The sequence below is a fragment of the Streptomyces sp. NPDC005402 genome, assembly GCF_040606575.1.
Classification (GTDB): Bacteria; Actinomycetota; Actinomycetes; order Streptomycetales; family Streptomycetaceae; genus Streptomyces.
In genome coordinates this window covers 1-25,404 of sequence record NZ_JBEXFB010000052.1, presented here as the reverse complement: position 1 = coordinate 25,404, position 25,404 = coordinate 1, and the positions used below count along the sequence as shown (strand labels likewise).

Annotated in this window: 20 protein-coding genes and 3 pseudogenes; 21 read left to right on the top strand and 2 right to left on the bottom strand. The window is 71.1% G+C overall.

The genetic code is table 11. From position 1 onward, the window contains the following. Window positions 1-95, bottom strand: a pseudogene (locus tag ABZT02_RS44770) (sulfurtransferase FdhD); the annotation flags it as partial. A 7-nt stretch (window positions 96-102) separates the two neighbouring features. Then, window positions 103-560: pseudogene (locus ABZT02_RS44765) on the bottom strand (Fe-S-binding domain-containing protein); the annotation flags it as partial. 180 nt (window positions 561-740) lie between these two features. Here ABZT02_RS44765 and ABZT02_RS44760 point away from each other — a divergent pair. The 21 genes and pseudogenes from ABZT02_RS44760 to ABZT02_RS44660 all read left to right on the top strand — a co-directional run bounded on the left by ABZT02_RS44760 (window position 741) and on the right by ABZT02_RS44660 (window position 25,223). Next, window positions 741-2,075 (top strand): OFA family MFS transporter, encoded by a 1,335-nt coding sequence (locus ABZT02_RS44760; RefSeq protein WP_356028959.1) that lies wholly within the window; start codon window positions 741-743, stop codon window positions 2,073-2,075. Then, a complete protein-coding gene (locus ABZT02_RS44755; RefSeq protein ID WP_167364525.1) occupies window positions 2,041-2,178 on the top strand; it encodes a hypothetical protein in 138 nt (45 codons plus the stop codon). The genes ABZT02_RS44760 and ABZT02_RS44755 overlap by 35 nt, the downstream gene beginning before the upstream one ends. Window positions 2,179-2,323: 145 nt before the next feature. After that, window positions 2,324-3,262: a beta-ketoacyl-ACP synthase III gene (locus tag ABZT02_RS44750; protein ID WP_356028957.1), complete on the top strand. Its 939-nt coding sequence runs from the start codon at window positions 2,324-2,326 to the stop codon at window positions 3,260-3,262. Between the two features lie 135 nt (window positions 3,263-3,397). Then, complete coding sequence (locus tag ABZT02_RS44745; RefSeq protein ID WP_356028955.1) at window positions 3,398-4,075, top strand: GntR family transcriptional regulator; 678 nt, start codon at window positions 3,398-3,400, stop codon at window positions 4,073-4,075. A gap of 49 nt (window positions 4,076-4,124) precedes the next feature. After that, a pseudogene (locus ABZT02_RS44740) lies at window positions 4,125-4,226 on the top strand (GntR family transcriptional regulator); the annotation flags it as partial. 588 nt (window positions 4,227-4,814) lie between these two features. Further along, a complete protein-coding gene (locus ABZT02_RS44735) occupies window positions 4,815-5,996 on the top strand; it encodes an ROK family transcriptional regulator (RefSeq protein WP_356028953.1) in 1,182 nt (393 codons plus the stop codon). Between the two features lie 122 nt (window positions 5,997-6,118). Then, entirely contained in the window at window positions 6,119-7,639 is a 1,521-nt protein-coding gene (locus ABZT02_RS44730) for a sugar ABC transporter ATP-binding protein (protein ID WP_356028951.1), read from the top strand. Continuing rightward, the gene (locus ABZT02_RS44725; RefSeq protein ID WP_356028949.1) at window positions 7,636-8,655 is read left to right on the top strand and encodes an ABC transporter permease; all 1,020 of its coding nucleotides are present in this window, start codon (window positions 7,636-7,638) and stop codon (window positions 8,653-8,655) included. The genes ABZT02_RS44730 and ABZT02_RS44725 overlap by 4 nt, the downstream gene beginning before the upstream one ends. Before the next feature lie 17 nt (window positions 8,656-8,672). Next, a complete protein-coding gene (locus ABZT02_RS44720) occupies window positions 8,673-9,725 on the top strand; it encodes a substrate-binding domain-containing protein (protein ID WP_356028947.1) in 1,053 nt (350 codons plus the stop codon). 158 nt (window positions 9,726-9,883) lie between these two features. Further along, window positions 9,884-11,086, top strand: a complete 1,203-nt coding sequence (locus ABZT02_RS44715; protein ID WP_356028945.1) for a Gfo/Idh/MocA family oxidoreductase — start codon at window positions 9,884-9,886, stop codon at window positions 11,084-11,086. Between the two features lie 14 nt (window positions 11,087-11,100). Then, window positions 11,101-12,099, top strand: coding sequence for a sugar phosphate isomerase/epimerase family protein (locus ABZT02_RS44710; protein ID WP_356028943.1), 999 nt, complete (start codon window positions 11,101-11,103; stop codon window positions 12,097-12,099). An 83-nt stretch (window positions 12,100-12,182) separates the two neighbouring features. Further along, on the top strand, window positions 12,183-14,708 hold the full coding sequence (locus ABZT02_RS44705) for a PQQ-dependent sugar dehydrogenase (protein WP_356028963.1): 2,526 nt from the start codon (window positions 12,183-12,185) through the stop codon (window positions 14,706-14,708). Between the two features lie 14 nt (window positions 14,709-14,722). Next, window positions 14,723-16,096, top strand: a complete 1,374-nt coding sequence (locus ABZT02_RS44700) for a ThuA domain-containing protein (RefSeq protein ID WP_356028941.1) — start codon at window positions 14,723-14,725, stop codon at window positions 16,094-16,096. A 93-nt stretch (window positions 16,097-16,189) separates the two neighbouring features. After that, window positions 16,190-17,365, top strand: a complete 1,176-nt coding sequence (locus tag ABZT02_RS44695; RefSeq protein WP_356028939.1) for an inositol-3-phosphate synthase — start codon at window positions 16,190-16,192, stop codon at window positions 17,363-17,365. 20 nt (window positions 17,366-17,385) lie between these two features. Beyond that, window positions 17,386-18,600 carry an SCO3242 family prenyltransferase gene (locus tag ABZT02_RS44690; RefSeq protein ID WP_356028961.1) on the top strand — a complete coding sequence of 405 codons (1,215 nt, stop codon included), beginning with the start codon at window positions 17,386-17,388 and terminating at the stop codon, window positions 18,598-18,600. A gap of 452 nt (window positions 18,601-19,052) precedes the next feature. Next, the gene (locus ABZT02_RS44685) at window positions 19,053-19,961 is read left to right on the top strand and encodes a sugar phosphate isomerase/epimerase family protein (protein ID WP_356028937.1); all 909 of its coding nucleotides are present in this window, start codon (window positions 19,053-19,055) and stop codon (window positions 19,959-19,961) included. Continuing rightward, window positions 19,958-20,692, top strand: a complete 735-nt coding sequence (locus ABZT02_RS44680; RefSeq protein ID WP_356028935.1) for an EboA domain-containing protein — start codon at window positions 19,958-19,960, stop codon at window positions 20,690-20,692. The genes ABZT02_RS44685 and ABZT02_RS44680 overlap by 4 nt, the downstream gene beginning before the upstream one ends. Then, a complete protein-coding gene (locus ABZT02_RS44675; protein WP_356028933.1) occupies window positions 20,692-21,552 on the top strand; it encodes a TatD family hydrolase in 861 nt (286 codons plus the stop codon). Before ABZT02_RS44680 ends, ABZT02_RS44675 begins: the two co-directional genes overlap by 1 nt. A 3-nt stretch (window positions 21,553-21,555) precedes the next feature. Further along, the gene (eboE, locus tag ABZT02_RS44670; protein WP_356028931.1) at window positions 21,556-22,725 is read left to right on the top strand and encodes a metabolite traffic protein EboE; all 1,170 of its coding nucleotides are present in this window, start codon (window positions 21,556-21,558) and stop codon (window positions 22,723-22,725) included. Continuing rightward, window positions 22,722-24,119 carry a nucleotide pyrophosphatase/phosphodiesterase family protein gene (locus ABZT02_RS44665; RefSeq protein ID WP_356028929.1) on the top strand — a complete coding sequence of 466 codons (1,398 nt, stop codon included), beginning with the start codon at window positions 22,722-22,724 and terminating at the stop codon, window positions 24,117-24,119. Before eboE ends, ABZT02_RS44665 begins: the two co-directional genes overlap by 4 nt. Before the next feature lie 57 nt (window positions 24,120-24,176). Continuing rightward, window positions 24,177-25,223: a sugar phosphate isomerase/epimerase gene (locus tag ABZT02_RS44660; RefSeq protein ID WP_356028927.1), complete on the top strand. Its 1,047-nt coding sequence runs from the start codon at window positions 24,177-24,179 to the stop codon at window positions 25,221-25,223. The last annotated feature ends 181 nt before the right edge of the window (window positions 25,224-25,404 follow it).

The following is a 25,404-nucleotide window of genomic DNA, read 5'->3' as shown; positions in this document are numbered from 1 at the left end:
TCCAGTGGTTCTTCGGCGACCAGGGTGTCCGGTCGGGACGAGATCGCTCCGTCGCGGATGCGGATCACCTTGCGTCGTTCCGTGACTCGTCCCATATGTGTCTCAGTCCCGGTTCTGTACGTTCTGGTAGCCGAAACGGCCCTTGCTGCGGAGGCTTCCGTGGGTCACCGGTTCGTCGAGCGGGGTGGTGACTTCACGGTCTCATTGTCCTGCACATGGAGCGTGAGGCCGCAGCCCGCTCCGCAGTGCGCGCACACCGTGCCGGTGCGGGTCCGTGACTCCTCGTCCCAGGTACCCGCCGCCGCATATCGAACTCCGACCTGAACGAGAGCCCGGGTCGGCATACATCGATGCAGTCTCCGCGGTCCACGCAGTAGACGCAGGCCAAGTCGGTGAGCGGCCCGTCGTGCCGTCGTGCCGCACGGCGACCCGGACGCCGGCGCCCAGGCCGGAGACGGCGATGGCAGGGGGCGGCGTCGCCCCCCGCCGCCGCAGACGTCCAGGCACCGGAGGCAGGGGCCGCACTTACCGTAGTCGCGCACATGCACACCGTTGTCCACGCACACCGTTGTCGACCTTCGGCGGCCATGAACCGATCGACCTTGACGACGCCGGGACGGCAGGTGCTTCCCTTGGTCTCCGGCCGGTTCGACCGTTCGTCGCGTCCGGGATACCGCTCATCGCATACGGTCGACGCGCCGCCTTTTCAACCAACCTGATTCTTCCTACCGTTCGGGATCATGAGTCCCCCTGTCGCGCCCCCGGGCTGGAGCCGCTGGCTCGTCCCCCCGGCCGCTCTCTCGGTCCATCTCTCCATCGGACAGGCGTATGCCTGGTCCGTGTTCAAGCCGCCGCTCGAGTCCGCGCTCGGTCTCAGCGGTACGCAGAGCGCACTGCCCTTCCAGCTCGGCATCGTGATGCTCGGCCTGTCCGCCGCGTTCGGCGGCACGCTGGTGGAGCGCAACGGGCCGCGCTGGGCGATGACGGTGGCGCTGATCTGCTTCTCGTCCGGCTTCCTGCTCTCCGCGCTGGGGGCGGCCACCGAGCAGTACTGGCTGATTGTCCTCGGCTACGGCTTCGTCGGCGGCATAGGCCTCGGGATCGGCTACATCTCGCCGGTCTCCACCCTGATCAAGTGGTTCCCCGACCGACCCGGCATGGCCACCGGCATCGCCATCATGGGCTTCGGCGGCGGCGCGCTCATCGCCTCGCCCTGGTCGGCGCAGATGCTGGAGTCCTTCGGCTCCGACAGCTCCGGTATCGCGCTCGCGTTCCTGGTGCACGGGCTGTCGTACGCCGCCTTCATGCTCCTCGGTGTGCTGCTGGTGCGCGTGCCGCGCAGCGAGAAGCCGGTCGAGAGCGCGCCCAGTGCCCTCGACGGCCCCCAGGTCTCGGCGCGCAACGCCGTGCGCACGCCTCAGTTCTGGTGTCTGTGGGTCGTGCTCTGCATGAACGTGACCGCGGGCATCGGCATCCTGGAGAAGGCCGCCCCGATGATCACCGACTTCTTCAAGGGCACGTCGACCCCGGTCTCGGTGTCGGCCGCGGCCGGCTTCGTCGCGCTGCTGTCGGCCGCCAACATGGCGGGCCGCATCGGCTGGTCGTCGACGTCCGACCTGATCGGACGGAAGAACATCTACCGCGTCTACCTGGGCGTGGGCGCGGTGATGTACGGGCTCATCGCCCTGTTCGGCGACTCCTCCAAGCCGCTGTTCATCCTGTGCGCGCTCGTCATCCTGTCCTTCTACGGGGGCGGTTTCGCGACGATCCCCGCGTACCTGAAGGACCTCTTCGGGGCCTACCAGGTCGGCGCCATCCACGGCCGGCTGCTGACCGCCTGGTCCACGGCCGGTGTCCTCGGGCCGCTGATCGTGAACTGGATCGCCGACCGGCAGGAGGACGCGGGCAAGAGCGGCGCCGCTCTCTACGGCATGTCGTTCGTGATCATGATTGGGCTGCTCGTCGTCGGGTTCGTCGCCAACGAGCTGGTCCGCCCCGTCAGTGCCCGCCACCACATTCCCGCACCGAGGGAGGCCGCCGATGTCACAGCCCGACAGCAGCCAGAGTCCGCCTGACCGGCGTCCGCTGATCGCCCTCGCCTGGGTGTGGGTGGGCGCACCGCTCGCGTACGGGCTCTACGAGCTCGTGCAGAAGGCCACCCAGTTGTTCACCAAGTGACTGTTCGGCAGGTGTTCGGGCGTCCGAGGGGTGAGGGAAGCCGACAACTCGGGCGCCCGTTTCCTGTGGCCTTACGTGCCCGCGTACCCGTGAGTCACTGATCAGACTGGAGGATCCCTACCCAAGGCAACGAGGGGGACCCTCCATGAACGGCTCGCGGATCGCCGCAGTCGGCCACTACCAGCCCGCCAAGGTGCTCACGAACGAGGAGCTGGCGGGCCTGGTCGACACCAGCGACGAGTGGATCAGGTCCCGGGTGGGGATCCGGACCCGCCACATCGCCGGTCCCGACGAGCCGGTCGACGAGCTCGCCTCGCACGCCGCCGCCAAGGCGCTGGCCTCGGCCGGGCTCACCCCCGCCGACATCGACCTGGTCCTGGTCGCCACCTCGACCGCCGTCGACCGGTCCCCGAACATGGCCGCCCGGGTCGCCGCCCGGCTCGGCATCCCCTCGCCCGCCGCGATGGACGTCAACGTGGTGTGCGCCGGGTTCACCCACGCGCTGGCCACCGCCGACCACACCGTCCGGGCCGGTGCGGCGACCCGGGCGCTGGTGATCGGCGCCGACAAGATGTCCGCGGTGACCGACTGGAGCGACCGCACCACCTGCGTGCTGGTCGGCGACGGGGCGGGCGCGGCGGTCGTCGAGGGGGCCGAGGTGCCCGGCATCTCGCCCGTGCTGTGGGGATCGGTGCCCGAGATGGGGCACGCCGTGCGGATCGAGGGCGAGCCGGCGCGGTTCGCGCAGGAGGGGCAGAGCGTCTACCGCTGGGCGACCACGAAGCTTCCGGCACTGGCCCGGCAGGCCTGCGAACGCGCGGGGCTCACCCCCAGCGACCTCTCCGCGGTCGTCCTGCACCAGGCGAACCTGCGGATCATCGAGCCGCTCGCGCAGAAGATCGGCGCGGTCAACGCCGTGGTGGCCCGCGATGTGACGGAGTCCGGCAACACCTCGGCGGCCAGCATCCCGCTCGCGTTCTCCAAACTGGTCGAGCAGGGCGAGATCTCGACCGGGGACCCGGTGCTGCTGTTCGGGTTCGGCGGGAACCTGTCCTACGCCGGTCAGGTCGTCCGCTGTCCGTGACGTGCGGGATGTCGTCCGCGGTCCGTGAGGTGCGGGAGTGACCAGGTCGACGCGCGGTTTACCTGTTCTCGCAACGCCGTAGACTGTAGACAAAACGCAATGGACATGTCCGCCCGGCCGAGGAGGGGGACCGCGATGTTGTCGACAGGACTGCCACAGGGATCCGTGCCGAAACTCGAACGTCCCGGCCCGTTGCGGGATCGCGTGTACGAGGCGCTGCTGGAACTCATCACGACGCGTGCGTTGCAGCCGGGTCAGCATCTTGTGGAGAGCGAGCTGGCCGGGCACCTCGGGGTGTCCCGGCAGCCGGTGCGTGAGGCGTTGCAGCGGTTGAACACCGAGGGGTGGGTGGATCTGCGGCCCGCTCAGGGCGCGTTCGTGCACGAGCCCACGGACGAGGAGGCCGACCAACTCCTCACCGTACGCACCCTGTTGGAGGCCGAGGCGGCCCGGCTCGCCGCCGCGAACGCGGGCAGCGCCGGAATCGCAGCCCTGGAGGCGCTCTGTGCGGAGGGCGAGAAGGCCGTCGACGCCGACGACGTGGACACCGCGGTCGCCTTGAACGCCCGCTTCCACGCGAAGATCATGGAGCTGGCCGGCAACGCGGTCCTCGCGGAGCTGGCGGGGCAGGTGGACCGCCGGGTGCGCTGGTACTACACACCGATCGCCCGGCAGCGCGGCCACCAGTCCTGGATCGAGCACCGGGCCCTGATCACGGCGATCGCCGACCGGGACCAGCGACGCGCCACCGAGCTGATGCGGGAGCACACCGAGCACACGCGGACGTCGTATCACGCTCGTCAGCGGTCCTAGTCATGTGGTCCCGAGTGGGGTCGTCGGTCCTGGGGCGCGTGCACGGGCGCTGATCGCGGCGATCGCCGGCCGGGATCAGGGGCGGGTGACTGAGCCGATGCGGGAGCACACGGAGCACGCGCGGACGTCGTATCCCGCCCGCCTGCGGGCCTGGTCACGGCGCCCGCCGGCGCAGCCGACAGCTCTGGATCGAGCACCCGGTCCTGATCGTCGCGATCGCGAGTCACCTAGGTCACCGGTGCCCGCCGACAGACCGGAGAGCCGCGCCATGCGGCGCACACCCCGCGGCCCGCGCGGCCCGCGCTTCCGCGAGGATGTGCGCTGGCCGCCGTAGCCAGGCATCAGGAACAGTCCTCTTACGCCTTCCAGCGCGCCCCGCGCTCTCGCGGGCCGGTTCAGATCTCGCGCCACGGCCGCCACGCCCGCCGGTAATCCCTCGCGCCGCCCGGAACGGCTGAGCGCCCGCGCCCACTCGCCGGACTCCGCCGGGGCACGCACGAGTTCGGCTCCCATGCCCCCGCCGAACCCGTGCCAGAAACATGTGCTCTCCTCCGTCAGGCCCATCCTGCGGGGCCGCGCGCCAAGACACCAGGGTGCTGCACGTCTTTGTCCTGCGAGTGGAGAAAGTCGGCAGCAATCTGTGCACAGCTTCTTCCCAGGTTCGGCAGCCGCTGCTACGTTCCCCTCGAAAGCACGGCAACCGGTGGCCGAATGAGGCGGGGAGGGGCCTGTGAGACGCATGACGGCACGACCCGCGAACGCGCATCAGGCCCGGCTGCTCAAGCTGTTGCGCGACGGAGGACCCAACTCCCGTGCGCAACTGGGCGATCAGGTCGACCTGTCACGGTCCAAGCTGGCCGTGGAGGTGGACCGACTGCTGGAGACGGGCCTGATCGTGGCCGACGGACTCGCCGCCTCCCGCGGCGGGCGCCGTTCCCACAACATCCGGCTCGCCCCCAACCTGCGGTTCCTCGGCGTGGACATCGGTGCGACCTCGATCGACGTCGCCGTCACCAACGCCGAACTGGAGATCCTCGGACATCTCAACCAGCCCATGGACGTACGCGAGGGCCCGGTCGCGGTCTTCGAGCAAGTCCTGTCCATGGCCGCGAAGTTGAGGGCCTCGGGGCTCGCGGAGGGTTTCGACGGCGCCGGCATCGGCGTCCCGGGACCGGTCCGCTTTCCCGAGGGCGTACCGGTGGCTCCGCCGATCATGCCGGGCTGGGACGGCTTCCCCGTACGGGAGGCGCTCAGCCAGGAACTCGGCTGCCCGGTCATGGTCGACAACGACGTGAACCTGATGGCGATGGGGGAGATGCACGCGGGCGTCGCACGCTCCGTGGGCGACTTCCTCTGCGTCAAGATCGGCACCGGTATCGGCTGCGGCATCGTCGCCGGCGGTGAGGTCCACCGCGGGGTGACGGGCAGCGCGGGCGACATCGGGCACATCCAGGCCGTGCCCGACGGCCGCCCGTGCGCCTGCGGCAACCGGGGCTGTCTGGAAGCCCACTTCAGCGGGGCCGCCCTCGCCCGGGACGCCGTCGAGGCGGTCGAGCAGGGGCGTTCCGAGGAACTCGCCGCACGGCACACGGCGAACGGCGGCCTGACCGCGGTCGACGTCGCCGCCGCCGCTGCCGCCGGCGACCCCACCGCTCTCGATCTGATCCGTGAGGGCGGCAACCGCACCGGCCAGGTCATCGCCGGACTGGTCAGCTTCTTCAACCCGGGCCTGGTGGTGATCGGCGGCGGAGTGACCGGCCTCGGCCACACCCTGCTCGCCGCGATCCGCACCCAGGTCTACCGCCAGTCGCTGCCGTTGGCGACCGGCAACCTGCCCATCGTTCTGGGGGAGTTGGGCCCCACCGCCGGAGTCATCGGCGCGGCCCGGCTCATCAGCGACCACCTGTTCTCACCCGCGTAACTCTCGAGCGCCGCACCAGAAGTCACCCCACCCGTACAGCGCCCCGCTCTGCCCTGCCTGAAAACAGCCGCCCCGCGAGGGGACCGCCCTGAAACCGGCCGCACGCCCGCCAAGGGGACCTCATGGCACCAGAACCACCGCTTCTCAGCATGTCCGGCATCACCAAGACGTTCCCCGGAGTCCGGGCCCTCGACGGCGTCGACCTCGACGTCCAGGCCGGTGAAGTGCACTGTCTGCTCGGCCAGAACGGAGCCGGGAAGTCCACCCTCATCAAGGTGCTGGCGGGCGCCCACCAGCCCGACACCGGCCGCCTGCGCTGGCGCGGCGAGGAGGTCACCCTCCGCTCACCGATCGCCGCCATGCGCCTCGGCATCGCCACCATCTACCAGGAACTCGACCTGGTGGAGCACCTGTCCGTCGCCGAGAACGTCCACCTCGGCCATGAACCCACGGCGGCCGGGTTCGTCGTACGGGGCAAGGCGGCCCGTCGGTCGACGGCCGCGCTGCTACGGCGACTCGGGCATCCGGAGATCGATCCGGCCCGCCTGGTCGGGGAGTTGTCCGCGGCGCAGCAGCAGATCGTGTCCATGGCGCGGGCCCTGTCCCACGACGTACGGCTGATCGTGATGGACGAGCCGTCCGCCGCGCTCGACCCGGACGAGGTCGACAACCTCTTCCGGATCGTCGGCGACCTCACCGCCGAGGGCGTCGCCGTCGTCTACATCTCCCACCGCCTGGAGGAGATCCGGCGGATCGGGGACCGGGTGACGGTCCTCAAGGACGGCCGGGCCGTCGCCGTCGGACTGCCCGCCAAGTCGACGCCGACGCGCGAGGTCGTGGCGCTGATGACGGGCCGGAACGTCGAGTACGTCTTTCCGGAGCGGCCGACGGCTCCCGCGCAGGGCGAGAGGCCGCTACTGGAAGTCCAAGGGCTCGCGCGGCAGGGCGAGTTCGAGCCCCTCGACCTCGTGGTCCACCCCGGGGAGATCGTCGGCCTCGCCGGACTCGTCGGCTCGGGGCGCTCCGAGATCCTGGAGACGGTCTACGGCGCCCGCAAGCCCACCGCCGGTCAAGTCGTCGTGGACGGGCAGGCGTTGAAGCCCGGCAGTGTCCGTGCCGCCGTCCGCGCCGGGATCGGACTCGCTCCCGAGGAACGCAAGGCGCAGGCCCTGCTGATGCTGGAGTCGGTCACCCGCAACGTCTCCGTCTCCTCCATGTCCCGCTTCTCCCGGGCCGGTTGGATCGACCGGGGAGCCGAACTCGGCGCGGCCCGGGCGGCGACCCGCGAACTCTCCCTGCGGCCCGACAACCCCTCCGTGCCGATCCGCACCCTGTCCGGCGGCAACCAGCAAAAGGCCGTCCTGGCCCGCTGGCTGCTGCGCGGCTGCCGCGTCCTGCTGCTCGACGAACCCACCCGGGGAGTCGACGTCGGCGCCCGCGCCGAGCTGTACGCGGTCGTGCGGCGACTGGCCGACGAGGGGCTGGCCGTGCTGCTGGTCTCCAGCGAGGTCCCCGAGGTGCTCGGCCTCGCCGACCGGGTCCTGGTGCTCCGCGAGGGCCGTGTCGTGCACCGGGCGCCCGCCCGTGAGCTCGACGAACACCGTGTACTCGACCTCGTCATGGAAGGAAGCCCGGCGTCATGACGCAGCATGTGTCCCCGCCCAGGGGAAGCGCCGACAAAGTTCCTCCGGTGAGCGAACCGTTCGCCTGGCGAGGGATGTTCGCCCACGCCGACGTCCGCACCCTCTCCCTCCTCGGCGTGCTCGCCGTACTCGTCCTCATCGGCGGTATCACCAAGCCCGACGAGTTCCTCGACACCCGCAACCTCCAACTCGTCCTCACCCAGGCGTCGGTGATCGGTGTCGTCACCGTCGGTATGACCTTCGTCATCACCTCCGGCGGCATCGACCTCTCCGTCGGCGCGATCGTCGCCCTCGCCTCGGTGTGGGCCACCACCGTCGCCACCCAGGAGTACGGCTTCGCGGGCATCCTCTTCACCGCGGTGATCGTCGGAGTCGGCTGCGGCCTGGTCAACGGTCTGCTCATCGCGTACGGCGGGATGGTCCCGTTCATCGCCACGCTCGCCATGCTCGCCTCGGCCCGCGGACTCGCCCTGCAGATCACCGACGGCAGGACGCAGATCGTCTCGATCAACAGCGTGCTGGATCTCGGCGAGCGCGACGCGTATGTGCTCGGCATCCCTCCGCTGGTCCTCGTCTTCGCGGTCGTGACGATCATCGGCTGGCTGGTGCTGAACCGCACCACCTTCGGCCGGCGCACGGTCGCCGTCGGCGGCAACGCCGAGGCCGCCCGCCTCGCCGGCATCGACGTCCGCCGTCAGCGCCTCTACCTGTACCTGCTGTCCGGACTGTGCTGCGGCATCGCCGCCTTCCTGCTGATCATCCTGTCCGGCTCCGGCCAGAACACCAACGGCAACCTCTACGAGCTCGACGCCATCGCCGCCGCGATCATCGGCGGAACCCTGCTCAGCGGGGGCCGCGGCACCATCACCGGCTCCGTGCTCGGCGTCCTGATCTTCACCACGATCACCAACATCTTCGCCCTGAACAACCTGCAGAGCGACGTCCAGCAGATCGCCAAGGGCGCGATCATCGTCGCCGCCGTGCTGGTCCAGCGCCGTACCGCAAGCACGACCTGAGGAAAGGGTTCACCGCCATGCCACAGCACACGAGCCGCTTCACCAGTCGCAGAGGGCTGCTCTTCGGGACCGCCGCCGTCGGGGCCGGTGCCCTCCTCGCAGGTTGCACCAGCAACGACTCCAGCGACGACGAGCCGGCCGCGAACGACCAGCCCGCGGCCTCCGACTCGCCCGGCAAGCCGGTCACCATCGGCTTCGCCGGACCGCAGGCCGACCACGGCTGGCTCAACGCGATCAACGACAACGCCAAGAACCGGGCGAAGAAGTACTCCGACGTCACCCTGGAGATCACCGAGGGCTCCAACGACACCGCCCAGCAGATCGGCCAGATAGAGACCCTGATCAACAAGAAGGTCGACGTGCTGGTCGTCCTGCCCGCCGACGGCAAGGCCCTCACCCAGGTCGGCCTCAAGGCGATGCGCGCCGGGATCCCGGTCGTGAACCTGGACCGGATCTTCAACACCCCGCAGGCGTACCGCTGTTGGATAGGCGGCGACAACTACGGCATGGGGCTCAACGCCGGCCATTACATCGGCGAGAAGCTCAAGGGGAAGTCGAACGCCAAGGTCATCGAACTGGCCGGACTCGACAACCTGGAACTCACCAAGCAGCGCACCAAGGGCTTCGACGACGCCCTGAAGAACTACCCCAACGTCAGGAAGGTGGCCCGCCAGGCCGCCGAGTTCACGGTGGAGTCCGGGCAGGCCAAGATGGCCCAGCTCCTCCAGGCCCAGTCGAGCTTCGACGCGGTGTGGAACCACGACGACGACCAGGGCGTGGGCGCGCTGCGCGCCATCGACCAGGCCGGCCGCGACGACTTCCTGATGGTCGGCGGCGCGGGCGCCCTGTCCGCCTTCCAGGCCATCAAGCAGGACAACGGCGTTCTCAAGGCGACCGTCCTCTACCCGCCGACCATGGCCGCCTCCGCGATCGACCTCGCCCGCGCCCTCGGCCAGTCCAAGGGCATCAGCGGCCTCGCCGAGTTCGAGATCCCGGCCTCGCTCACCCTCTACTCGGCCGTCGTCGACAAGACCAACGTCGACCAGTACATGTCCACCGGCTTCAAGTGAGGCGTCCCGACACGGGACCTGTCTTACCGACCGGGTCGGCCGCGAGCAGCGGTGCGCCACGGCCGGGCCGACCCGAGGGGCAGGTCCCAGGAGCCCGGTTCGTCGACGGACCGGGCTGCACCCCCCACCGCGCCACGACGACGAGGAGGACATCGCGCATGGCACAGCCGCAGCAGTCAGAAGAGGCCGAGGTGCCGCCGCTCCGGGTCGGCATGGTCGGCTACGCCTTCATGGGCGCCGCCCACTCCCAGGGCTGGCGGACCGTCGGACGCGTCTTCGACCTGCCCCGCCGCCCGGTGCTCGCCGCGATCTGCGGACGGGACGCGGACGCCGTGCGCCGGGCCGCCGACCGGCACGGCTGGGCGGCCACCGAGACCGACTGGCGGGCCCTGATCGAGCGGGACGACGTCGACCTCGTCGACATCTGCACCCCCGGCGACAGCCATGCCGAGATCGCCGTCGCCGCGCTCGCCGCCGGCAAGCACGTGCTGTGCGAGAAACCCCTCGCCAACACCGTCGAGGAGGCCCAGGTGATGACCCGGGCCGCCGAAGAGGCCCTCGGGCGGGGCCGGTTCGCGATGGTCGGCTTCAACTACCGCAGGGTGCCCGCCACCGCGCTGGCCCGCCGGATGGTGGCAGAGGGCCGACTCGGCAAGCTGCGGCACCTCCGGGTGACCTACCTTCAGGACTGGCTCGTGGACCCGGAGTTCCCGCTCACCTGGCGGCTGCGCCGGGAGCAGGCAGGGTCGGGCTCGCTCGGCGACCTCGGCGCGCACATCATCGACCTCGCGCAGTACCTGGCGGGAGAGCCCCTGGCCGGAGTCTCCGCCCTGACCGAGACCTTCGTACGGGAACGGCCCCTGGCCGGCGGTGCCGTCAAGGGCCTGTCCGCCGTCTCCGGGACCGGCACCGGCCAGGTCACCGTCGACGACGCGGCCCTGTTCACCGGCCGCCTCACCTCAGGCGCCCTCGCCTCCTTCGAGGCCACCCGGTACGCCACCGGCCGCAAGAACTCCCTGCGCATCGAACTCAACGGCGAGCGCGGCTCGTTGGCCTTCGACCTGGAACGCCTCAACGAACTCTCCTACCACGACGCCACGGAACCCGGAACGCACGCCGGCTTCCGCCGCATCCTCGTCACCGAGCCCGACCACCCCTACCTGGACGCCTGGTGGCCGCCGGGCCACGGCCTCGGCTACGAGCACACCTTCGTCCACCAGGCCCGCGACCTCGTCCACGCGATCGCCGAGGGCCGCCGCCCCGAACCCTCCTTCGCCGACGGACTCCAGGTCCAGCGCGTCCTCGCGGCCGTGGAGGAGAGCGCCGAGAAGAACTCCGTCTACACCCCGATAGCCGTCTGAGGAGGCTCCGGAAAATGCCGCGTCAGTTCACGCTCTTCACCGGCCAGTGGGCCGACCTCCCCCTCGAAGAGGTCTGCCGCCTCGCCCGCGACTTCGGTTACGACGGACTCGAACTCGCCTGCTGGGGAGACCACTTCGAGGTCGACAAGGCGCTCGCGGACCCCTCGTATCTGGACTCCCGGCACGCGCTGCTCGACAAGTACGGCCTCAAGTGCTGGGCCGTCTCCAACCACCTGGTCGGCCAGGCCGTCTGCGACGCCATCATCGACGAACGCCACCAGGCCATCCTGCCGGGCGAGGTGTGGGCCGACGGCGACCCGGAAGGCGTCCGGCAACGGGCCGCGAACCGGATGAAGGACACCGCGCGGGCCGCCCGGGCCTTCGGCGTCGACACCGTCATCGGCTTCACCGGCTCCGCCATCTGGCACCTGGTCGCCATGTTCCCGCCCGCCCCCGAGTCCATGATCGACCGCGGCTACGAGGACTTCGCCGAGCGCTGGAACCCGATCCTCGACGTCTTCGACGCGGAGGGCGTGCGGTTCGCGCACGAGGTCCACCCGAGCGAGATCGCCTACGACTACTGGACAACGCACCGCGCCCTGGAGGCGGTTGGCGGGCGCCCTGCCTTCGGCCTCAACTTCGACCCCTCCCACTTCGTGTGGCAGGACCTCGACCCGGTCGGCTTCCTGTGGGACTTCCGCGACCGGATCTACCACGTCGACTGCAAGGAAGCCCGCAAGCGCCTCGACGGCCGCAACGGCCGCCTCGGCTCCCACCTGCCCTGGGGCGACCCGCGCCGCGGCTGGGACTTCGTCTCCGCGGGCCACGGCGACGTGCCCTGGGAGGACGTGTTCCGCATGCTGCGCTCCATCGACTACCAGGGCCCGATCTCGGTCGAGTGGGAGGACGCCGGCATGGACCGACTCCAGGGCGCCCCCGAGGCACTGAACCGACTGAAGGCATACGACTTCGAGCCGCCGTCGGCCTCGTTCGACGCGGCGTTCGGCAACTGACCTTCCTCTCACTCCCCGGGATGACGGCGCATCCCGGCGTACCCGCACCCACCCGTACGACCGGCCCCTTTCTGGAGGCATCCGTGCACGGGAAAGACCGCACCACCCCTACCGACAGAATCGAGACCCACAGACGACGCGCCCCATGGCGCAGAGCGGCGGCCCTGCTCACCGGCTTCCTGCTGGCAGGCGCCTCCCTCACCCTCGCCGCTCCCCAGGCAGGCGCAGCCGTCGCCGAGCCGGGAGCCGGATCGGCGAGCGGATCTCAGACGGCCGCCGCCGAGGACTTCCAGCAGGTCACCCTCGCCAAGGGCGAACCTGAGGTCGGCGAGCCCATGTCGCTCGCCGTCCTCCCGGACCGCTCGGTCCTGCACACCTCACGCGACGGCGAACTGCGCATCACCGACGCGGCCGGCACCACCCGCCTCGCCGGCAAGCTCGACGTCTACTCCCACGACGAGGAAGGTCTCCAAGGCGTCGGAGTGGACGCGCAGTTCACCACCAACCGCTTCATCTACCTGTACTACGCGCCCCCGTTGAACACCCCGGCGGGCGACGCCCCCGAGACCGGCACCGCGGCCGACTTCGCTCCCTTCGACGGCGTCAACCGGCTCTCCCGGTTCGTCCTGAAGACCGACGGCACCCTCGACGCCGCCAGCGAGAAGAAGATCATCGACATCCCCGCCACCCGCGGCATCTGCTGCCACGTCGGCGGCGACATCGACTTCGACGCCGCCGGCAACCTCTACCTGTCGACGGGCGACGACTCCAACCCCTTCCAGTCCGACGGGTTCACCCCCATCGACGAACGCGCGAACCGCAACCCGGCCTTCGACGCCCAGCGCACCGCCGGCAACACCAACGACCTGCGCGGCAAGATCCTGCGCATCAAGGTCAACGCCGACGGCACGTACGCCATCCCCGACGGCAACCTCTTCGCCCCCGGCACGGACAGGACGCGGCCCGAGATCTACGCCATGGGCTTCCGCAACCCGTTCCGCTTCAGCGTCGACAAACAGACCGGGATCGTCTACGTCGGCGACTACGGCCCCGACGCCGGCGCCGCGGACCCGGCCCGAGGCCCCGCCGGCCAGGTCGAGTTCGCCCGCGTGACCGGCCCCGGCAACTTCGGATGGCCGTACTGCACGGGCGACAACGACGCCTACGTCGACTACGACTTCGCGACCGGCACCTCGGGAGCCGCCTTCGACTGCGCCGCCCCGAAGAACAACTCCCCGCACAACACCGGCCTCACCGACCTTCCCCCGGCGCAGGCCGCCTGGATCCCCTACGACGGCGGCTCCGTACCGGAGTTCGGCACCGGCTCCGAGTCCCCGATGGGCGGCCCGGTCTACCACTACGACCCCGCACTCGACTCACCCGTGAAGTTCCCCGAGGCCTACGACGGCGACTTCTTCGCCGGGGAGTTCGGCCGCCGCTGGATCAAGCGCATCACCAGCGACGACAACGGGACCGTCCAGTCGATCAACGACATCCCCTGGACCGGCACCCAGGTGATGGACATGGCCTTCGGACCCGACGGCGCACTGTACGTCCTCGACTACGGCGTCTCTTGGTTCGGCGGCGACGAGAACTCCGCCCTGTACCGCATCGAGAACGCCACCGACGGCCACTCACCGGTCGCCCAGGCGTCCGCCGACCGTACGTCGGGACAGGCGCCGCTGCGGGTGCGGTTCTCCTCCGAGGGCACCAGCGACCAGGACGGCGACGCCCTCACCTACAGCTGGGACTTCGGCGACGGCGCCACGTCCACGGCGGCGAACCCGACCCACAGGTACAAGAAGAACGGCACCTATACCGCGACCCTGACCGCGAAGGACGCGAGCGGCCGCACCGGCAGCGCCAGCGTGCAGATCGTCGTCGGCAACACCGCGCCCAAGGTGACCCTCGAACTCCCGCAGGACGGGCAGCTGTTCAGCTTCGGTGACGCCATCCCGTTCAAGGTGCGGGTGAGCGACCCCGAGGACGGCAAGTCCATCGACTGCGCCAAGGTCAAGGTCACCTTCGTCCTCGGCCACGACAGCCACGGCCACCCCGTCACCTCCGCCAACGGCTGCACCGGCACCCTCCAGACCAGCGCCGACGGCGGCCACGACGAGGACGCCAACATCTTCGGCGTGATGGACGCCGAGTACACCGACAACGGTGGCGGCGGCCAGGCCCCGCTGACCACCCACGACCAGAGCGTCCTGCAGCCCAGGCACCGCCAGGCCGAGCACTTCGGCAACAGCTCGGGCGTCTCCGTCATCGCCAAGGACACGGCACACGGCGGCAACACCGTCGGCGACATCAACAACGGCGACTGGATCTCCTTCACGCCGTACGTCCTGAGCAACGCCAAGTCTCTCTCCGCACGCGTCTCTTCGGGCGGCACCGGCGGCACGCTGGAGATCCGCGCGGGGTCCGCGACCGGCACCCTGCTCGGCAAGGCGACCGTACCGGTGACCGGCGGCTGGGAGACCTTCCAGGACGTCACCGCCACCCTGTCCCGCGCCCCGAGGGGCACCACCACGCTCTACCTGGTCTTCAAGGGGAGCGGCACCGGCGCCCTGTTCGACGTGGACGACTTCACCTTCACGACCGGCTGAGAGGAGGGGCTCGTATGAACACAACCGGACGCTGGACAACGGCAGTTGTGGGAGCCGCCCTGCTCCTCGGCTGTGTCTCCCAACCCGCGGTGTCCCACTCCGCGGACACCGCACGGGTGCTGGTCTTCTCCAAGACGGCCGGCTTCCGGCACGACTCCATCCCCGAAGGGGTCGCGGCGGTACGGGAACTGGGCGCGAGCGCCGGGTTCTCGGTCGACGCCACGGAGGACGCGGCCGCGTTCACGGCACGCAACCTGCGCCGCTACGACGCCGTCGTCTTCCTCTCCACCACCGGAGACGTCCTCGACCCCGCCGGGCAGCGGGCGTTCGAGGGCTACATCCGGCACGGCGGCGGATACGTCGGCATCCACGCGGCCGCCGACACCGAGTACGACTGGGCGTTCTACGGCGGTCTCGCCGGCGCCTACTTCCAGTCGCACCCGGCGATCCAGCCGGCCACGGTGGTCGTCGAGGACCGGTCCCACCCCTCCACGTCGGAGCTGTCCCCGACGTGGAACCGCACCGACGAGTGGTACAACTACCGCTCCGATCCCCGCGACCGGGTCCACGTCCTGGCCTCCCTCGACGAGTCGTCGTACACCGGCGGCACGATGAACGGCGACCATCCGATCGCCTGGTGCCAGGACTACCAGGGCGGCCGCGCCTTCTACACCGGCTTCGGCCACACCAAGGAGTCGTACGCGGATCCGGCATTCCGTAGCCACCTGCTGGGCGGGATCCGGTATGCGACCGGCGAGGCACAGGCCGACTGCCGGCCCGAGAACGGCTACCGCCCGCTCTTCGACGGCACCGCCGAGTCGCTCGCCGACTGGAAACAGGCGGGCCCGGGCTCCTTCACCCGCTCCGACGACGGCACCCTCACGTCGTCCGGCGGCATGGGGATGCTCTGGTACGCCGGTTCCGGGCAGGGCTTCGGGTCGTACTCCCTGAAGCTCGACTGGAAGATGGCGAGCGCCTCGGGAGACGACAACTCCGGTGTGTTCGTGGGCTTCCCGCCTTCGGACGACCCGTGGTCCGCCGTCGACAACGGCTACGAGATCCAGATCGACGCCACCGACGTACCCGAGAAGACGACAGGGTCGGTCTACGGCTTCCGGTCCGCAGACCTCAACAAGCGCGATCGTGCGCTGAACCCGCCGGGGGAGTGGAACACGTACGAGATCCGCGTGGAGGGCGAACGCCTCCGCGTCTGGCTCAACGGCGTGAAGATCAACGATTTCACCAACACCGATCCGGCCCGGAGCCTGCGTGACGGGCATGTCGGTATCCAGAACCACGGAGCCGACGACCAGGTGTCCTTCCGAGACATCCGGATCAAGGAACTGCCCGCGAAGGCCTCGCCGGCCGTGGCTTCGCAGGGCGACTGAGCGACGGCGGGCGAGGGACGCCGGACCCCCGCCCGCCGTCTTCATCCCTTCTTCGCAGGGTCTGCGCACCACGTGTTCGACAAGGAGGCTGCCATGTCCGCGTCCGATTCCGTACCGCGCGTCGGCGTCTGGCTGATCGGGGCCCGCGGTTCCGTCGCCACGACGGTCGTCGCGGGCTGTGCCGCCATGACCGCGGGCCTGCACCCGCCGACGGGCCTGATCACCGAGACCCCGCCCTTCGCCGAGAGCGGCCTGCCCGCCCTGTCCTCCCTGGTCTTCGGCGGCCACGACACGCTGGACTGCCCCCTGCCCAAACGAGCGGAGGCCCTGGCGGCGGGCGGCGTCGTGCCCCACGGCCTGCCGGCCGCGGTGAGCGCCGAACTCGCCGCCGCCGAACGGGAGATCAGGCCGGGCGGCCCCCTCCCCGGCGACACAAGGACCGAGGAGGACCTGATCACCGCCTTCGCCGCGGACATCCGGTCCTTCGTACGACGGTGCCGGCTGACGCGCGCGGTGGTGGTGAACGTGGCCTCCACCGAGCCCGCACCCATCGGCGACGCCCTGCCCCCGAGCTCCCTCTACGCGGCGGCGGCCCTGCGGGCAGGCTGCGCGTATGTGAACTTCACGCCCTCCACGGGACTGCACCACCCCGCTCTCGCCGGACCGGCCGCGTCCTCGGGCCTGCCTCACGCGGGCCGTGACGGCAAGACCGGCCAGACCCTGCTCCGGTCCGTCCTGGGCCCGATGTTCACCCAACGCGCCCTGACGGTCCGGGCCTGGTCCGGCACGAACCTCCTGGGCGGCGGCGACGGCGCCTCCCTCGCCGACCCCGCGGCCGCCGCGGCGAAGAACGCCGGCAAGGAGCGCGTCCTGGCCGACACCCTCGCCGCCACTCCCGAGGGCGAGGTCCACATCGACGACGTCCCCGCCCTCGGCGACTGGAAGACCGCCTGGGACCACATCGCCTTCGACGGCTTCCTCGGCACCCGCATGATCCTCCAGACCACCTGGCAGGGCTGCGACTCCTCCCTGGCCGCACCCCTCGTCCTCGACCTGGCCCGCCTGGCCGCCCGCGCCCACGAGACGGGGCTGTCCGGCCCGCTGGGCGAACTGGGCTTCTACTTCAAGGACCCGGTGGGGGAAGGGCCCGCGGGACTGGGGGAGCAGTACGCGGAGCTGATGAGGTTCGCGGAACGACTTCGGGCAGAGCCTGGCGGGGACGGCACGCGGAGTCATGCCGACGGTCGTGCGGGGGAGGAGCCGCGGTGAGGGCCCCTCAGCAGAAAACACTGCCGACCCCTGCACACACCAACCGCCCCCACGCCCACGCCTGGGCCGAACTCCTGCGCCTCCCCGCCCTGTTCACCGTGCCCGGCGACGCCCTCGCCGGAGCGGCGGCAGCCTCCGCACGCCCCACTTCCCGCACCCTCCTCGCCATCGCCTCCTCCCTCTGCCTCTACGAGGCCGGGATGGCCCTCAACGACTGGGCCGACCGCGACGTGGACGCCGTGGAACGCCCCCACCGCCCCCTTCCTTCCGGCCGTATCCACCCGGCGGCAGCCTTCGGCGCGGCCTGCGCCCTCACTGGCGCGGGCCTCACCCTGGCCGCCTGCGCGGGCCGCCCCGCCCTCACGGTCGCGGTGCCACTCGCGGCCACCGTCTGGGCGTACGACCTGGCCCTGAAGGACACCCCGGCAGGACCGTTCGCCATGGCGACAGCACGAGGGCTGGACCTGCTGCTCGGCGCGGCGGCGACAGCGGGGGCCGATGTCGGGGGCTGGGGGAGCGCCGTGGACGGCGGGGCGTGGAGGAGCGGTGCGGGCGGCGTGCGCAGGAAGGGCGGTGCGCGCCGCTCGTGGGCCACGGCCGTCGCCGACGAGCCTCGGTCGGCCCTGTCGGCGGCAGCCGTTCCCGGCGTCGCCCACCGCATCCGCCGGGCCTTGCCCTCCGCCGCACTGCTCGGCACCCACATCCTTGCCGTCACCACCGTGTCCCGTCGTGAAACCCAGGGCGGCTCCTCCCTGGCCCCCTTCGCAGCGCTCGCCGCGACAGCCGCGCTGACGCGGACGGTGACCCGACAGGGCCCGCTCTCATCGGATCGGGTCGAGAAGAGCCGACGCGGTACGGGTTCGCGCCACCTGGCGCACCTGGCAGACCTGGCGGCTGCGGCCGTGTCCCGCCTGCCACGCCCCCTGCGGCAGGCCGGTGATCACATCCCTCAGATGGGCCTCGGTCCCGAACCCCTCGACAGGCACGCCGCCCTGCGCCTCGCCCTCGCTGCCGCCTACGCGTCCACAGCCGCCCGGCCCTACCTCCACGCCACCCTCAACCCCTCACCTCCGCTCACCCAACGAGCCGTCACCGCCGGCATCCGCGCCACGATCCCCCTCCAGGCCGCCCTCGCCGCCCGCTCCGGCACGAAGGGCGCGACCGTCACGGCCCTGCTCACCACCGCCCTCGCCCCACTGGCAGGCCGCTTCGCGAGAAAGGTGAGCGTCACATGACCGATCCCCTCTCTCCGCGCCACCCCATTCCGGGCCGTGGCGGCGCCATGACGGGCCCGCCTGCTTCGGCTCGGTCCCCTCGGGACTCCGGCGCCAACGGCCCTGACTCCGTCGCTCGGCCCTGGCTCACGGCGGGCTCGGGCGACGGTAGGACCGGCCCCGCTGCTCCAACTCGGTCCGCTCGGGGCTCCGGTGCGGAGGTGCCTGACTCGGTCGGTCGGCCCTGGCCCGTTCCGAGCTCGGGCAGCGTCATGACGGGCCCGCCTGCTTCGGCTCGGTCCCCTCTTGGCTCCAGCTCAGACGTGCCTGACCCCGCTGCTCAGCCCCGACTCACGGCGGGCTCGGGCGGCGACACGACCCGCACCGCTGCCTCAACCCGGCCCCCTCGAAGCCCTGGTGCGGACACGACTGGCCCCGTGGCCCGCCCCCGGCCTATTCAGGACCCCGGCGAGATGACAGCCCCCCTCGCTCCCCCCACACCCGCTCCAGCCCCCGGCGTCGGCCGACTCCGCTTCGGCTACGGCACCAACGGTCTCGCAGACCTCCGCCTCGACGACGCCCTGGCCCTGCTCGGCGACCTCGGCTACGACGGTGTCGGTCTGACTCTCGACCACATGCACCTGGACCCCCTCGCCCCCGACCTGGCCGCCCGCACCCGGCACCTCGCGCGCCGACTGGACGTGCTCGGCCTGACGGTCACCGTCGAGACGGGCGCCCGCTATGTGCTGGACCCGCGCCGCAAACACGGCCCCTCGCTGCTCGACCCCGACCCGGACGACCGCGCCCGCCGTGTCGACCTACTGACCCGGGCCGTGCAGGTCGCCGCCGACCTCGGCGCGCACGCCCTGCACTGCTTCAGCGGCATCACCCCGCCGGGCACGGACCCGGACACGGCGTGGAAACGCCTGGCCGAGACCCTCGCCCCCGTCCTGGACACCGCCACCACCGCCGGCATCCCCCTCGCCGTCGAGCCCGAACCCGGCCACCTCCTCGCCACCCTCGCCGACTTCCACCACCTCCGCACCACGCTCGGAGACCCGGCGGCCCTCGGCCTGACCCTCGACATCGGCCACTGCCAGTGCCTCGAACCCCTGCCGCCCGCCGACTGCGTACGCGCCGCAGGTCCCTGGCTGCGCCACGTCCAGATCGAGGACATGCGCCGGGGCGTCCACGAACACCTCCCCTTCGGCGACGGCGACATCAACTTCCCGCCGGTCCTCGCCGCCCTGGCCGACACCGGCTACCAGGGACTGACGGTCGTCGAACTGCCCCGTCACTCCCACGCGGGCCCCCGCTTCGCCGAACACTCCCTCCCCTTCCTCCGTCAGGCAGTGGCGCTCTCACAAGGAAGCACCCCATGACCCACTCCCACGCCCACCAGGCAACCCCCGCGGCGGACACCCAGGGCACCACCCTCGCCCGGACCCCGCTGCACGACCTGCACAGCCACCTCACCGAACGCCTCGACGAAGTGGCCCGCGCCTGGCTCGACCAGGCCCTCGAAGAGGCCGCCGCACACCCCGGCGCCCACGGCCCCATCTCCGTGTGGGAGCTGCGCCTCGCCGAGGCCGGACGCCGCTGCGGCCCCCAACACGCCGACGCCGCCCGCATCCTGATCCTGCACGCGGCCCGCGCCGACACCGACGCCCTGACCCGGGTCTACGCCCAGGGCACCGCCGCCGAACGCCGCGCCGTCCTGCACGCCCTGCCGCATCTCGTGCCCGGCCCGGGCGCCCTCCCGCTCGTCGAGGACGCCCTGCGCACCAACGACACCCGCCTGGTGGCCGCCGCCGTCGGCCCCTACGCCGCCCGCCACCTCGACGCCCACCAGTGGCGCCACGCCATCCTGAAGTGCCTGTTCACCGGTGTGCCCCTTGCCGAGGTGGCCGACCTGGACCGGCGGGCCCACGCGGACGCCGAACTCGCCCGCATGCTCGGCGACTACGCCGCCGAACGCACCGCCGCGGGCCGCCCCGTGCCCGAGGACCTGCACCGCGTCCTGACCCTGACCGACCCCACGGCCACCCCACCCGCGCCGGCCGCCGACCACGGCCCGAACGGCGCGGAAGGCACCCACGGCAAGGAGTCCTGATGCGCATCTTCGACCCCCACATCCACATGACGTCACGGACCACCGACGACTACCAGGCCATGCACACCGCCGGCGTCCGCGCCGTCGTCGAACCGGCCTTCTGGCTGGGCCAGCCCCGCACCTCTCCCGCCTCCTTCCTCGACTACTTCGACTCCCTGCTGGGCTGGGAACCCTTCCGCGCCGCCCAGTACGGCATCGCCCACCACTGCACCCTCGCCCTGAACCCCAAGGAGGCCAACGACCCGCGCTGCCTCCCGGTGCTCGACGAACTGCCCCGGTATCTCGTCAAGGACCAGGTCGTCGCCGTCGGCGAGATCGGCTACGACTCCATGACCCCCGCCGAGGACACCGCCCTCGCCGCCCAGCTCCAGCTCGCCGCCGACCACCAGCTGCCCGCGCTCGTCCACACCCCGCACCGCGACAAGCTCGCCGGTCTGCGCCGCACCCTCGACGTCGTGCGCGAGTCCGCCCTGCCGACGGACCGGGTCCTGGTCGACCACCTCAACGAGACCACCGTCAAAGAGGCCAAGGACAGCGGCTGCTGGCTCGGCTTCTCCGTCTATCCCGACACCAAGATGGACGAGGAACGCATGGTGGCGATCCTGCGCGCGTACGGCCCCGAACAGGTCCTGGTGAACTCCGCCGCCGACTGGGGCCGCAGCGACCCACTCAAGACCCGCAAGGTCGGCGACCTGATGCTCGCCGAAGGCTTCACCGAGGACGACGTCGACCGCGTGCTGTGGCGCAACCCGGTCGCCTTCTACGGACTCAGCGGCCGGCTCGACCTCGACATCGCGGCCACCGGAGCCACCCACGAGGGCAACTCCATCCTCCGGGGCCCCCAGAAGACGGAGGCGTGAGCCATGCGCTTCCGCCACCCCGACGGCACCACCGTCCACCTCGCCTACTGCACCAACGTCCACCCCGCCGAAACCCTCGACGGCGTCCTCGCCCAACTCCGCGACCACTGCGAACCCGTCCGCCGCCGCCTCGGCCGCGACCGCCTCGGCATCGGCCTGTGGCTCGCCCACGACGCCGCCCACGCCCTGGTCAGCGACCCCTCCGCGCTGCGCGACCTGCGCTGTGAACTCGACCGCCGCGGCCTCGAAGTCGTCACCCTCAACGGCTTCCCCTACGAGGGCTTCGGCGCCGAGGAGGTCAAGTACCGCGTCTACAAGCCGGACTGGACCGACCCCGAACGCCTCGACCACACCACCGCGCTGGCCCGCGTCCTGGCCGGACTCCTGCCCGACGACGTCACCGAGGGCAGCATCTCCACCCTCCCGCTCGCCTGGCGCACCGGCTACGACGACGGCAGCGCCGACAAGGCCCACACCGCCCTGCTCACCCTCGCCGAACGCCTCGACGCCCTCCAGGAGCTGACCGGCCGCTCCCTCCGCATCGGCCTCGAACCCGAACCCGGCTGCGTCGTCGAGACCACCGCTGACGCCATCGCCCCGCTGACCACCATCGCCCACGACCGCATCGGCATCTGCGTCGACACCTGTCACCTCGCCACCTCCTTCGAAGACCCGCACACCGCCCTGGACGCACTCACCGCGGCCGGCGTCCCCGTCGTCAAAACCCAGCTCTCCGCCGCCCTGCACGCCCAACACCCCCATCTCCCCGAAGTCCGCGAGGCACTCGCCGCCTTCGACGAACCCCGCTTCCTGCACCAGACCCGCACCTCCACCGCCGCAGGCCTGCGCGGCACCGACGACCTCGGCGAGGCACTCACCGGCGACGCCCTGCCCGACGTGGCACCCTGGCGCGCCCACTTCCACGTCCCCCTGCACGCGGCCCCCGCCGCACCCCTCACCTCCACGCTCCCCGTCCTCAAGTCCGCCCTCACCCGGCTCGTCGGCGGCCCGCACCCCCTCACCCGCCACCTGGAGGTCGAGACCTACACCTGGCAGGCCCTCCCACCCGAACTGCGCCCCCGCGGCCGCCCCCAGCTCGCCGACGGCATAGCCGCCGAACTCACCCTCGTGCGTGACCTGCTGACGGACCTCGGCCTCAAGGAGCTGCCATGAGCCATCAACCCCCCGCGGCCGGACCGACCCCTCTCCTCGTCCTCGACGTCGTGGGCCTCACCCCCCGACTCCTCCACCACATGCCCCACCTCAAGTCCCTCGCCGGGTCCGGCTCCCACGCCCCGCTCGGCACCGTCCTGCCCGCCGTCACCTGCGCCGCCCAGTCCACCTTCCTCACCGGCACCCACCCGTCGGAACACGGCATCGTCGGCAACGGCTGGTACTTCCGCGAGCTCGGCGACGTACTCCTGTGGCGTCAGCACAACGGACTGGTCGCCGGCGACAAGCTCTGGGACGCCGCCCGCCGCGCCCACCCCGGCTACACCGTCGCCAACATCTGCTGGTGGTACGCCATGGGCGCCGACACCGACTTCACCATCACCCCCCGTCCGGTCTACTACGCCGACGGGCGCAAGGAACCCGACTGCTACACCAGGCCCCCGGCCCTGCACGACGAACTCACCGAGAAACTCGGCACCTTCCCCCTCTTCCACTTCTGGGGCCCCGGCGCGGACCTGGTCTCCAGCCGGTGGATCATCGACGCGACCCGCCACATCATGGGCACCCGACACCCCGACCTGACCCTCTGCTACCTCCCCCACCTCGACTACGACCTGCAACGCTTCGGCCCCGACGACCCACGCGCCCTGAAAGCCGCCGCCGACCTGGACCGGGCGCTGGCCCCGCTCCTGGACGACGCCCGCGCGGAAGGCCGTACCGTCGTCGCGCTGTCCGAGTACGGCATCACCCGCGCGGACCGACCCGTCGACATCAACCGGGCCCTGCGCCGCGCCGGACTGCTCGAGGTGCACACGCAGGACGGCATGGAGTACCTCGACCCGATGGCATCGCGCGCCTTCGCGGTCGCCGACCACCAGATCGCCCATGTCTACGTGCGCCGCCCCGAAGACCTCGACGCCACCCGCGCCGCCCTCGACGGCCTGCCCGGCATCGAGCAACTCCTCGACGACGAGGGCAAGAAGACCCACCACCTCGACCATCCGCGCTCCGGCGAACTCGTCGCCGTGGCGGAGCCGGACGCCTGGTTCACGTACTACTACTGGCTCGACGACGACCGCGCGCCGGACTTCGCGCAGCTGGTCGAGATCCACCGCAAACCCGGCTACGACCCGGTCGAGCTCTTCATGGACCCGCTCGACCCCTACGTCAAGGTCAAGGCGGCCACCGCACTGGCCCGCAAGAAACTCGGCCTGCGCTACCGCATGGCGGTCGTGCCCCTCGACCCGTCACCTATTCGCGGCAGCCACGGCCGCCTCCCCGAGAGCGACGACGACGGTCCGCTCCTCATCTGCTCCACCCCCCGCGCCGTCGGCGACCGCATCGCGGCCACCGACGTGAAGTCACTCCTGCTCCGACTGGCCGGTCTTTTCTGACTGGTCCCAAGTGAAGCACCCACCACTGACAACACCCATCGACCTGAGGATTCAGACATGAGCCGCATGTCCCAGCCCGACCCCGAACTCACCCACCGCCTGACCAGACGAGGCATGCTCGGCGTGGCCGCCGGTGCCACCGCGGCCGCGTTGTTGGGCGCCGCGGCCTCCCCGGCCGGCGCCGCCACCGATACCGCGACCGCCACCACCGGTCACGGCCGCGGCCGCCCCGTCCTGCCCCCCGGCCGCCTCGGCATCCAGCTCTACAGCCTCCGCGACAAGGTCTCCACGCTCGGCTTCGCCCCCGTCTTCGCCGAACTGGAGAAGTACGGCTACGACGAGGTCGAGTTCGCCGGCTACACCCAGGGCTCGGCCGGACCGATCACCCTCGCCCAGCTCAAGCGGCTGGCCCGCGACCACGGACTGAACCCGATCGGCAGCCACGTCGGCTACTACTCCGACGACCCGAACGCCTACACGTTCGCCCAGAACCTCACCAAGGTCCTCGACGACGCCCAGGCCCTCGGCCTCAAGCACATCGGCACCGCCTCGGGACCGTTCCGGTACGGCTCGACCGTCGACGCGTGGAAGCGCGCCGCCGAGGAGTTCAACACCTACGGAGCCGCGGCGAAGGCACGCGGCATGAAGTTCTACCAGCACAACCACTCCGAGGAGTTCTCCTTCGCCACCGACAACCCGAAGGTCCGTCTCTACGACGTGCTGCTCAAGGAGACCGACCCCGACCTGGTGTTCCTGGAGATGGACATCTTCTGGGCCTACTCGGGCCAGTTCCGCTTCTCCAAGCGGCCCGACGGCACCCCCGCACCCTTCGAACCCCTCAACTACGTCCTCAGGCAGCCCCACCGCTACCCGCTCTTCCACGTCAAGGACGGGGTGAGCGACCCGGCCAACACCTACGGCTACCGCATGACCGACGTCGGAGACGGCGACATCGACTACCAGAAGTTCATCTCGGCCGTGACCCGGCTGCGGGGCGAGCGCCTGGCCCACCACTGGCAGACCGAGCACGACCAGCCCGCCGAGTCCTTCACGTTCGCCCGCCGCTCCAGCGCCTACCTGCACTCGCTGCGGGAGAAGTGCTGACGACGCACGACTGAGGCGGGACCCCGAGGGCGCAGGGGGCGCTCCCCGCCCGATCGGGGTCCCGCCGTCGTGTATGCGGGGAAGACCGGTCAGCCCTGGGCGGCCGTGGTGGCTGTCGGGGTGAGTCGGTGTTCTCCCGCGTACACGTTCATGGAGTGGCCGCGTAGGAAGCCGATGAGGG